The 11,596-nt window shown below is 35.7% G+C and carries 10 protein-coding genes; 6 read left to right on the top strand and 4 right to left on the bottom strand.

From position 1 onward, the window contains the following. Positions 1–248 precede the first annotated feature (248 nt). Genes RCH56_RS06595 through RCH56_RS06585 form a run of 3 tightly spaced genes read left to right on the top strand, consistent with a single transcriptional unit; the run spans position 249 to position 3,717 of the window. Complete coding sequence (locus RCH56_RS06595; RefSeq protein ID WP_306484186.1) at positions 249–1,334, top strand: glycosyltransferase; 1,086 nt, start codon at positions 249–251, stop codon at positions 1,332–1,334. After that, on the top strand, positions 1,331–2,221 hold the full coding sequence (locus RCH56_RS06590; RefSeq protein WP_306484185.1) for an ATP-grasp fold amidoligase family protein: 891 nt from the start codon (positions 1,331–1,333) through the stop codon (positions 2,219–2,221). Before RCH56_RS06595 ends, RCH56_RS06590 begins: the two co-directional genes overlap by 4 nt. A 5-nt stretch (positions 2,222–2,226) precedes the next feature. Beyond that, positions 2,227–3,717, top strand: a complete 1,491-nt coding sequence (locus RCH56_RS06585; protein WP_306484184.1) for a sugar isomerase — start codon at positions 2,227–2,229, stop codon at positions 3,715–3,717. A 117-nt stretch (positions 3,718–3,834) separates the two neighbouring features. Here the strand turns inward: RCH56_RS06585 and RCH56_RS06580 are convergent, their stop codons facing one another. From RCH56_RS06580 to RCH56_RS06570, 3 genes are all read right to left on the bottom strand, one after another. Further along, positions 3,835–4,920 carry an NAD-dependent epimerase/dehydratase family protein gene (locus RCH56_RS06580; protein WP_306484183.1) on the bottom strand — a complete coding sequence of 362 codons (1,086 nt, stop codon included), beginning with the start codon at positions 4,918–4,920 and terminating at the stop codon, positions 3,835–3,837. Positions 4,921–4,984: 64 nt separating this feature from the next. Continuing rightward, the gene (locus tag RCH56_RS06575; protein WP_306484182.1) at positions 4,985–5,467 is read right to left on the bottom strand and encodes a hypothetical protein; all 483 of its coding nucleotides are present in this window, start codon (positions 5,465–5,467) and stop codon (positions 4,985–4,987) included. Positions 5,468–6,070: 603 nt separating this feature from the next. Then, positions 6,071–6,586, bottom strand: coding sequence for a sigma-70 family RNA polymerase sigma factor (locus RCH56_RS06570; protein ID WP_306484181.1), 516 nt, complete (start codon positions 6,584–6,586; stop codon positions 6,071–6,073). A gap of 516 nt (positions 6,587–7,102) precedes the next feature. Here RCH56_RS06570 and RCH56_RS06565 point away from each other — a divergent pair. The 3 genes from RCH56_RS06565 (at position 7,103) to RCH56_RS06555 (ending at position 8,304) form a co-directional block, all read left to right on the top strand. Then, positions 7,103–7,789 carry a peptidoglycan amidohydrolase family protein gene (locus tag RCH56_RS06565; protein WP_306484180.1) on the top strand — a complete coding sequence of 229 codons (687 nt, stop codon included), beginning with the start codon at positions 7,103–7,105 and terminating at the stop codon, positions 7,787–7,789. Between the two features lie 90 nt (positions 7,790–7,879). After that, positions 7,880–8,071: a hypothetical protein gene (locus RCH56_RS06560; protein ID WP_306484179.1), complete on the top strand. Its 192-nt coding sequence runs from the start codon at positions 7,880–7,882 to the stop codon at positions 8,069–8,071. A 14-nt stretch (positions 8,072–8,085) separates the two neighbouring features. After that, positions 8,086–8,304: a DUF2922 domain-containing protein gene (locus RCH56_RS06555; RefSeq protein WP_306484178.1), complete on the top strand. Its 219-nt coding sequence runs from the start codon at positions 8,086–8,088 to the stop codon at positions 8,302–8,304. Between the two features lie 816 nt (positions 8,305–9,120). Here RCH56_RS06555 and RCH56_RS06550 read toward each other — a convergent pair. Beyond that, on the bottom strand, positions 9,121–10,596 hold the full coding sequence (locus RCH56_RS06550; RefSeq protein WP_306484177.1) for a nucleotide sugar dehydrogenase: 1,476 nt from the start codon (positions 10,594–10,596) through the stop codon (positions 9,121–9,123). Between the last annotated feature and the right edge of the window lie 1,000 nt (positions 10,597–11,596).

Here is an 11,596-nt window from a genome sequence, read left to right as displayed (position 1 = left end):
GCATTATATTTATCCTTAGAAATAATAGGATTGAGAATAAGCGTGTTTAATCGTATATCTTTGTATTTTCGTGTATTTTTAATATTCTTGTTACCTTACTTTTCTAAATATATGAAAGCAAAGTCTAAATTTATATATTCACTGATTTTGATTGCTATACTTTCATTGCTTTTCCTAAGTTATGCAAATGAATCATCTCGCTTATATAATTTTTATTGGAACTAAGATATTAAAAGGAGAGAATATAATTGAAAAAAATAGTTTTTTTTATAGAACGATTGTCAACTGGAGGCGCAGAAAGAGTAGTCTCAACACTAGCAAATGAAATTTCTAAATCTAAAAATTATGAAGTTTATGTAATTACTTATCTTAAGAAAGAAATGAACGAATATCAATTATCTAAAAATGTACATAGAATTGAGATAATAAAGCCTAATGGTGGACGTTTTTCGACAATTTATAATAAATACTTACAAATTAAAGATATAGTAAAGGAACTAAACCCATTTTGTGTTTTTTCTTTAGCGATTCCAAAAACTAATGCTGTTTTGATGGCGGCTTTGTGGAGAAGAAATTTTCCATTAATAATTTCTGAAAGGAATGATCCTAATAGATTTCCGGCAAAAAAATCAATGAAAATGCTTAGAAACTTTATATATAAAAGGTGTGATGGAATAGTTTTTCAAACACCTGGTGCTAGGGATTATTTTAAGGATATATTGAAATGTAAAACAACAGTTGTTCCAAATCCAATTTCTACCAATCTTCCAAAAAGATATGAAGGGACAAGAGAAAAAAATATAGTTAATTTTTGCAGAATTGAACCTCAAAAAAATATTAAATTATTGATATATGCATTTTCTGATGTTGATTCAAATTTAATTGACTATACTTTAGAAATTTATGGTGAGGGTTCTCAAAAGAAAGAATTAGAAGAATATGTTAATAAGAAAAATCTTGATAATAGAGTTATATTTCATGGATACTCTTCAAATATACATGAAAAAATATTAAAAGCTGGACTTTTTGTATCATCTTCTAATTATGAAGGCATCTCAAATTCTATGCTTGAGTCTATGTCAATTGGAATACCAACAATATGCACGGACTGCCCCCCTGGTGGTGCTAAATCAATAATAAACAATGGTGAAAATGGTATATTAGTTCCTGTGGGCGATGCGAAAAAAATGACAGAAGCAATTAATTTAGTTTTAAATAACAAATTATTACAAGACGAATTAAGCAAAAATGCTTCAAAAATTTCTTTGATGTTACAGCCTAAGATTATAGCCAGAAGATGGTTGAATTTTATGGAAGGTGTTAACCAATTATGAATCTAATGAAATTAGTTGTAAATAAGATTGTTCACTTAAATCCAAATAGATTTTCATTCATATCAGATAAGAAATATATATTGTTGAGATTTTATGATACATTTAATAGACTAATGGATTTTTCGGATCCAAAAACCTTTAACGAAAAATTACAGTGGCTAAAACTATATGATAGAAAGCCAGAGTACACAAAGATGGTAGACAAGTATAAAGTAAGAGAATATATCTCTGAAAAAATTGGAAAAGAGTACTTAATACCACTGCTGGGAGTTTGGGACGATCCTGATGATATTGATTTTGATACTCTGCCAAATGAGTTTGTCTTGAAATGTAATCATAATTCAGGTTTAGGCATGTGTATTTGCAAAGATAAGAATAATCTAGATATACAAAAAGTAAAAATAGAGTTAAAGAAAGGATTAAAAGAAGATTACTATCTTTCTGGTAGAGAATGGCCCTATAAAAATGTACCAAGAAAAATAATTTGTGAAGAATACTTAGGAGAAAATCCTAATGATTACAAATTTTTTTGTTTCAATGGGAAAGTAGAATACATATTGGTATGTTCTGATAGGTTTGAATCTATAAAAGAAACATTTTTTGATATGAATTGGAATGTAGCTCCTTTTAAAAGACCAAATATTGAAATAGATGATAAAATTAAAATACCGATTAACTTTAACAAAATGATAGAATTATCGGAGTTTTTATCAAAAGATATTCCTTTTTTAAGAGTAGATTTTTATGAAGTTGATAATAAAATATATTTTGGGGAATTAACATTTTTCCCTGCAAGTGGTTTCAGTGGGTTTGAGCCTGAAGGATGGGATTATAAATTAGGTGAGTTAATTGAGCTTCCAGAAAATAAGAATAATAAGGAAGGTTAATAAATTTGAATAGAAAAAAACTTTTAGCTCTTAACACAAGTTCATCATTAATATTTCAAATAACTACAATTATTTGTGGATTTATAGTACCTAGATTAATTCTACAGACATATGGGTCTGAAGTAAATGGATTAATTAATTCTATAACACAATTTCTAGCTATAATAGCATTTCTAGAGTTGGGAGTAGGAGCTGTAATTCAGTCATCCCTATACAAGCCTTTGGCAGAAAAAGATGATGTTGAAATTAGCAAGATTGTAGTATCAGGTCAGAAGTTCTTTTCTAGACTAGCAAGGATTCTTTTGGTTTATGTTATTATCCTAATGGGAGTATATCCACTAGTAGCAAAAAGTAACTTTGGATTCCTGTATACTGCTACTATGATTCTTGTAATAAGCATAAGCTCATTTGCTCAATATTATTTTGGAATTGTCAATAGTTTGCTGATAACTGCAAATCAAAGAGGCTATTTTTCTTTTAATATCCAAACTGTGACATTGATATTAAACACTATAGCATGTTTTATCCTAATAAAATTAGGGGCATCTATTCATATAGTAAAGTTAACCACGTCTTTAATATATCTTCTTAGACCATTATTACTTTCTTTATATGTTAAGAAAAATTACAATATTGATTGGAATATTAAATATTCAGGAGAACCTATTAAACAAAAATGGAATGGAATAGCCCAACATGTTGCCTCTGTTATACTTGATGGAACTGACAATATAGTCCTAACTATTTTCATGGGGTTAGAAGCTGTATCAATTTATTCTGTATACAACCTGGTCGTATCTGGAGTTAAGAAATTGTTATTATCTATGACAAATGGAATACAATCTTTAATGGGAGAGATGCTTGCAAAAGAGGAATTCGATAAATTAAGAAAATTTTTCGGTTGGGTTGAATGGAGTATACATACAGGGACCATATTTATATTCGCTGTGACAAGTGTTCTAATAGTACCATTTGTAGAAGTGTATACATCAGGAATAAATGATGCAAATTATACACAACCGATGTTTGCTTTGCTTATAGTAGCAGCGAATGCAGGGCATTGTTTAAGGCTCCCATATAACTTAATGATACTAGCTGGGGGGCATTATAAACAAACTCAGAGCAACTATGTAGTAGCATCTATTTTAAATATTGTTTTATCGATATTATTGGTTAAATTTTTGGGGCTATTTGGAATTGCTATTGGAACATTAATAGCTATGCTTTATCAAACTATATGGATGGCAATTTATGATTCCAAGAATTTTATAAAATGGCCTATTAGAAATTTTGTAAAACAGTTTTTAATAGACTTCATTACCGCTATAATGATAATTTTGATAGGAAAGATAATTAGTATAAATTATATAACATGGGCTGGTTGGATAGTGTATGCAATAAAAGTCTCCTTGATTGCTGTTGTATTTATTTTATTAATTAATTACATTTTCTACAGGCCTTATATAATCAAGATGTTCGATAAGATTAAGAGATAGTTTTAAAAATTAGTAATGTATTATAAAAGCTTTTGATTTATTGATTAACAAAAACCTTAAGAAATCAAATTAAATATTTCTTAAGGTTTTTTTTATATACTATTAGATTTTAATCAATTAAATCTCATAAAACTCCTTATACCACTCGGAAAATTTCCTAATCCCTTCTCTAAGACTGGTATTAGGTTTGAATCCGAAGTCTCTTTCTAGAGGGCTTGTATCTGCGTATGTGATAGGGACGTCTCCTGCCTGCATTGGGACTAGTTTTTTGTGGGAGTCGAAGTCGTAATCTTCTGGAAGGACTTTCGCTTTTATTAGTTCTTCTTGAAGGATTGTTACGAAGTCCAGAAGGTTTTCTGGGGTACTGTTTCCTATATTGTAGATGGCGTATGGTGGGATTGGAAGTCCATCTTCGCCATTTTTTCTTTCAGGTGCTTTTTTCATTACTCTTTTGACACCTTCAACTATGTCATCTATATAGGTGAAGTCTCTCTTACAATTTCCATAGTTAAATATTTCTATAGTTTCTCCCTTTAGAAGTTTGTTTGTGAAGCCAAAATAGGCCATATCAGGTCTTCCTGCTGGTCCATAAACTGTGAAGAATCTTAGGCCAGTTGAAGGTATATTGTAGAGCTTACAGTAAGCATGAGCCATTAGCTCGTTAGACTTTTTAGTAGCTGCGTATAGGGAGACTGGGTTATCTACCTTATCATCGGTACTATAAGGAACCTTCTTATTTGATCCGTAGACAGATGAGGAAGAGGCATAGACTAAGTGTTCGACTCCCTTTTTGCCACCATCATAAGAGTGACGGCAAGCTTCTAGGATATTGTAGAAGCCTATCATATTAGATTGGATGTAGGAGTCAGGGTTTGATATAGAATAACGTACGCCGGCTTGTGCTCCTAGGTTAACGACGATATCTGGTTGGTGTTTATCAAAAATCTCATCTATTACAGATTTGTTCGCCAAGTCGTCTTCATAGAAGGTATAGGAAGAATCTTCATGTTCTCCTAGCAACTTTTCTATTTCTTCTAGTCTCCATTTTTTGATATTTACATCATAATAATCATTCATGTTATCAATTCCTATAATATTGATAGGAGATTGACTTCTTAAAAGTTCAAGGATTAGGTTACTTCCTATGAATCCTGCGGAACCTGTTACAAATACTGTTTTGTTTTTTAATTCTATTTCTTGCATTAATTTCTCCACATAATTTACAAATTCTTATTTACTACATATTTAGTATACGCTTTATTATCTATCAGTCCATCAAATTCTCACGCACATATTGTATAGCCATGAAGTTGTCGGCCATAGTTTCTACTAGGCTCATGTAGTAGAGGAGTTGGGCGTTTTTTCTGTTGGAGAGGAGAGTCTTTTCTGTGTTTAGGCTTGAGATTTCTTCTCCTGTAGTAAGGATTATGGTCGATCCTTGGATTTTGTCTACGTATTTGACGTTGACGAAGCCCCTCTGTTGGTCGTCATATTTGCTCTCACGGATCTTGAAGGCGAAGAAGACGTGGTCCTTGTCGATGACGTAGGGATAGTTTCTTTTTATTTGAGTTTTGGCTTTGATTTTCTTGTCAACGAGCTTCTTACTCTTTCCCTTCCTGTCGTAGGAGTTTTTGAGGAAGTGGGTGGGGGTTCTCTTATCAATCTCGATAGCATCGGTGTAGTAGATACGAGAGACTATCCCCACTCTTTCCATAGGTTCAGGCAGAATGGCCAAGATTTCTCTTTTCATTGCAGCCTCCTTTCGGACATTAATAGTTTTTATAAAATATAAAAAGACAGTTAATGTACTTTAATTATACAGGAGATAGGAAGCCTTTGCAAGAGGGGGTTTTGTTGAAGATGGCGTAAGTGTCGCTTGGGATTGCTTCTAACTTTTAGCGGTATTTTATTACATAGTTAATGTAATGAGATTTCGTTATTTTCTTATTTACGTAGATAACTTGAACTTTTATATCCACATGTCATCATAGACTGTAGATCTCTCACATTCGTTCGAGATGGCGTAACTTTTGTTTGAATTTATCTAGAGGTATATACTTTGGTATTTTGATATTGGTAAATGCTAGAGATTTCTCCACTCACTACGTTCGGTCGAAATAAGGGAAGGGGTAGGAAAGCGAGCTTTCCCTCCTTACCCTTATGCCGAGTGTCAGTCGAGGCATCTAATTACGTTACCCTTATATCTAATGGTTCTGGTCACAATGAACGTTAGTGAATTGATGACAGGCCTTAATCGAGGCTTTGCGAGGTGAGGCGTAGCTGAGGCCGCAAACTACCGTCGAGCGTAGCAGAGATATCTCTTTTTATTTATCTATTCTAGCTTTGTTGTGGCTCATATGTCTCCCACCATAATTTCCCTCATTTCTTTTAGGCCCATGCTTATTCTGTTGAAAACTGTTTTGGTGGAGATCTTCATTATTTGGCCTATTTCTTTGTTTGTTAGGTCTTGGTAGAATTTTAGTTTTAGGATTTGGGAGTTTTTCTTGTTTATTTTTCCTAAGTTTGCTAGGATTTCATTTTTTCTTTCTTCTCCCATAATTATTTCTTCTGTATTATCCTCTGCTTCGAGGAGGTCTATTATTGAGTTGTTTTCCTCGTTTTTTTCGTAGATAGAGTCTGGCCTTGGGGTTTTGGCCTTGTCTAGGAAATGATAGCGGAGGAGGTTTTTGGCATAGGTGCCGAAGGTGCCTTTACTCTCATCATATGTGCCTATGGCATCTATTAGGATCATTCTTGCTTCGTCTATGGATTCTTCTTCTTCGAAGGCTCCAAATTGTTTGACTGTCTTTAGTATTAGCGGCTTGTAGGCTGCTAGTATCTTCTCGGAATTGTCCAAAGTTATTTTCATAATATTTCCTTTCCGAGAGCTCTCTTTGTGTCGACACCTACATAATAGACTATTTTCAAGGAAAAGTTTAATTGGATAAAGTGCTCTTATTTGGTCTTAATTTGCCTAAAAGTTATTTATAAAATAAAAATAGACAATAAAAGTCCAAAAGTCTAATCGGGAAGATTGGGCTTATTTTTCTATATATAAGTGAAAGGAGGTTTAGCCTTTAGGCAAAAAAATAAAAAAGAAAGGAGTGGCGCACTTTCTGTCTTCTCTCATATCCTTGGACTTATGAGACTAGAAGAAGAGGACTTGTGTTTTTTTGATTATGGAAGGATTTTCAATCGCATAATCATCAGAGCATCCTAAGCCGAATAAGATATGGACATCATTAAGATTATTAGTGAACTAGGCTTTCCTGTGGCCATTTGTCTTATTTTAATCTTCCAAATCAATGGGAAGATAGACAGGATATTGATCGATACTAACGAAATTAAAAAGAGCCTGGCCTAGGGCCAGGTAAAAGGAGGACTTATGACAAGTGTTGATAGAATGATTGCCTTCGCCTTATCCAAGCATCACAAGGTGGCCTACTCAATGGCCTATCCCCAAAGGCTGGGGCCAGAGGCTTTGGACTGTTCGTCCTTTGTCTACTATGCTTTGATAGCTGGGGGTTTTCTTCCAAAGGGTACGAGGATTGGCAATACTGAATCTCTATATAAGCTAAAGGGAAGAGTCTTTAGGGAGATTTATGATTATAGAGATGTAAGAAGGGGAGACATATTCATAAGGGGAATCGAAGGCCATTCCGCCGGAGCCTATGGCCATACGGGGATTTTTCTAAGGAAGGGATCCATAATTCATTGTAATTACACCAACAATGGGGTCTCCATAAATGATGAGGATTCCTTTATAGGATATTATCTAAACTGTAGGAGATCATCCGAGGAGAGGTACTTTAGACCTATCGGGAGAATTTCTCCAAGTAAGGGTGTGTGGAAGAAGGGCTGTGCCATAGTCCGAGCAGTGACGAACGTTAGGGAGAGACCCTCGACAAATAGTGCTATCATAACTCACTACTATCCTGAAGATAAGATATATTATGATTATCTGATAGAAAACGAAGGATATTCTTGGCTATCTTATATAGGAAGGGACAGTGGTCTTAGAAGATATGTCGCCTACAAAGATAGCAAAGGTAATTCTTGGATAGATATCTAGAAAAAAATAACAAAAAAGTCGGGAAGATTTGACGAAAAATTCTATATATAAGTGTAGGGCCTACAAAATAAGAAAAATAAAGGAGTAAATATGAAATTAAAAATTGTTTATGACATCGTAGAAGAAATAACTGGCAAGGCAAAGTCCTTATCTAGGACATTTTCAAGCCTAGTAGCTGGAGTAGCAGACGAAGGACTTAAGAAATTCGCCCAAGCCTATGTGGCTTTGACTAATGCGAACGAGCACAAGACATACAAGATAGAAACAAGAGAACTAGCTTAAGGAGGTATTAGCATATGACTAAAAGACTAAAACTACAATTCGCAGACGACAAGGGAACAAAAAGAATGATTTCGATAGACAATCCAAAAGAGGACATAGATGATGCAGGAGTAAACCAAGCCATGGACGAGATCATAGCATCAGAAGCCCTCGCCACCAAAGACGGCAAGGTAAGTAGAAAAGTAAAAGCCTACTTGGAAAATATGGAAACTCAAGAATTTAATATTGGATAAGCGAAAGAAAAAAAGGACACCAGCCTGCGGGCTGGTGTTTTGCTGTTAGCCCTCCTGTTGGGCCATTGTTTGTCTGAAAGACAAATAGTGTAGTGACCTTTGTTTCGTGGAAAAAAAGGTCAAAAGAACGCCGAATGGCGTTCTAATGCTTCCTAGAAAACTTCGTTTTCATCCCCCTTATATCAAGCGTAGTCGAGATATCTCCTTTTCTGTCCCCTTATGTCGAGCGTAAGTCGAGACATCTCTACAAAATAATCTTTATTATTTACGTGTCATCGCAGACTGTAGATCTCTCAGTCGTACCTCCTTCGACGGTAGTTTGCGGGCTTAGTTGCACTTCGCCACGCAAAGCCTCGATTTTGAACTCTTCGAGTCCTTGGAACTTATTTTTCAAATAAGTCCCACTAATTCGATTTTTTCAAAATCGAAGCCCGACCGCCCGGCACGGTTTCATCAGTTCGCTATACTCACTGTGACAATTCCATTAGATATGGCGGTAATTGTGAGAATTACTACAATTCAAAGTTTTTAATTAAATACACTTTTAATATAACGCGTGAGACCTCTCCGCGTCCTCCATTAGCCGGACAGGCTTGCTTCGAGGTAAGGTAGCCCTCCTGATGGGCCACTGTTTGTCTGAAATACAAATAGTGTAGTGCCCTTTGTTTCTTAGGAACAAAGGGCAAAAGAACGCCGAATGGCGTTCTAATAACTCTAGAGAAGACTTCGTTTTCTTATCCCTTATCTCGAGCGTAAGTCGAGAGATCTATTTAATTTACCTACCGTCGAGCCTATCCTAGGCATCTCGAATCTTCTTTAGTCTCTCTTAAATATATCCCTTGTATATACCTTATCTATCACATCATCCAGGCTGTCGTCGTATCTGTTGGCTATTATTGCTTGGCTCATTTTTTTGAATTTGCTTAGGTTATTAACTACTAAAGATCCGAAGAAGGTGTCTCCGTCCTCTAGGGTTGGTTCGTAGATTATTACCTTGGCTCCTTTTGCCTTGATTCTTTTCATAACTCCTTGGATGGACGATTGACGGAAGTTGTCGGAGTTTGACTTCATGGTGAGTCTGTAGACTCCTATGACGCAGTCTTTTTCCATTTCTGGTTGGTACTGGTCATCTGAATTGTAATCGTAGTAGCCTGCTATGTTCAGGACTTGATCTGCTATGAAGTCCTTCCTGGTCCTGTTGGAATCGACAATTGCGGAGATCATGTTTTGTGGGACCTTGTCGAAGTTTGCTAGAAGCTGTTTGGTATCTTTTGGTAAGCAATACCCACCATAACCAAAGGAAGGGTTGTTGTAGTGGGTGCCGATTCTTGGATCGAGGCATACTCCGTTGATGATCTCTTCTGTATTTAGTCCCTTGCTTTCTGCGTAGGTATCAAGTTCGTTGAAGTAGGATACACGAAGGGCAAGGTAGGTATTCGCGAAAAGCTTTACTGCTTCTGCTTCTGTAAAACCCATAAAGAGGGTAGGAATGTCCTTTTTGATGGCGCCTTCTGTAAGAAGAGCCGCGAAGGTTTCTGCCTTGGCCCTACTTTGATCATCACAGGATACGATGATTCTTGAAGGATAGAGATTGTCATAAAGGGCCTTGGATTCACGGAGGAATTCTGGGCTAAATATAATATTATCGCTCTTGTATCTTTCTCTAATCTCTCTAGTGTAACCAACAGGGATAGTGGATTTGATAATCATAGTAGCTTCTGGGTTGACCTTAAGGACAAGCTCGATTACATCTTCTACAGCAGAGCAATCGAAGAAGTTCTTCTTGCTATCATAGTTGGTAGGAGCTGCGATTACTACAAAATCTGCATCCTTGTAGGCAGCTTCGCCATCAAGAGTTGCTCTTAAGTTTAGGTCCTTTTCTTTGAGATATTTTTCTATATAATCATCCTGGATAGGGGAGATCTTATTATTAATCTTCTCTACCTTTTCTTCTACAATATCAACTGCAGTGACCTCGTTGTGTTGGGATAGGAGGGTCGCAATGGACATGCCTACATATCCTGTACCAGCTACGGCAATCTTGTAATTCTTGTTAGCTTTTATCTCTTTTTCGTTTGTTTTTTCCTCAAACATATCGACTACTTCAAAGTCCAAGACTTCTCCTATGGCTTGAAGTTGGTCGATAGAAGGTGTGTAGTCGCATGATTCCAAACGACTGATCATAGCTCTGTTGATACCAGTGGTATCAGCGAGACTTTTTTGAGTTATTCCTTTTTCTTTTCTCTTGTTAATGACAGTATCTGCCAATTTCTCTATAGATAATTTTTTCATTTTGTCTCCTAACTTTTCTGATGGATATATGATATCAGTGATGGGGTGTTTTGTCAATATAGATAACAAATGTGTAGGAATTTTTAGATATCGTACCATCAAATGATGTTTTAAATAACAATGCGTTAATTGTAATTTTGATTTAATTGTAAACTTTAAAATAATTAGGATTTTACTATCACTCAAGAGGCTTCTCCACGTTGGTCGAAGCAAAGGAAGGGGTAGGAAAGCTAGCTTTCCATCTTTACCCTTATGTCTAATGGTTCTGGTCACAATGAACGTCAGTGAATTGATGACAGAGTGTCGGACAGTCGGGCTTCGATTTTTGAAAAAAATCGAATAAGTGGGACTTATTTGAAAAATAAGTTCCAAGAACTCGAAGAGTTCAAAATCGAGGCTTTGCGAGATGAAGTCCTCCATGAGCCGGACAGGCTTATCACTGAATCCGCAAACTACCGTCGAGCGTAGTCGAGACCTCTCGTACCATAATCTGTATTTTTAAAAAAATTTCCTTACATGCCACCTCGACAGAGCTTCCACAAGGAAGCGACGAGAGGTCTACGGAACTTTGAGGCATGTTTGGAGTGAGACATAGTTAGTGAGGTAGTTATGTAGATAACTTGTACTTTTATATCTGCATATCATCTTAGACTGTAGATCTCTCAGTCGTTCCTCCTTCGAGATGGCGGTAATAGTATAGCTTGCTATAATTCTATGTTTAAAAGAATTATTCTTTTACTATTTCTCGCGAGACCTCTCCGCTTCGGTCGAGGTAAGGGAAGAGGAGAGAAAACTCAGTTTTCTTTCAATCCCTAGTCTCGAGCGTAGTCGAGAGATCTCATATAATTTATCTAACATCTAGCTTAGTGGAATCATATGTATTTTTTCTTTTCATTTTTCCCACATGAAAAGCCCGGTCTTTGCCGGGCTTTGTAGGAGATATTAAAGGCTCTTTGTCAAATCGTGTTGGTAAATAATAATCAACCAAATTCTTAATCAG

The organism is Anaerococcus sp. (assembly GCF_030825785.1).
Taxonomy (GTDB): Bacteria; Bacillota; Clostridia; order Tissierellales; family Peptoniphilaceae; genus Anaerococcus.
The sequence above is the reverse complement of the archived record's forward strand: the minus strand, read 5'-3'. Positions and strand labels throughout refer to the sequence as shown.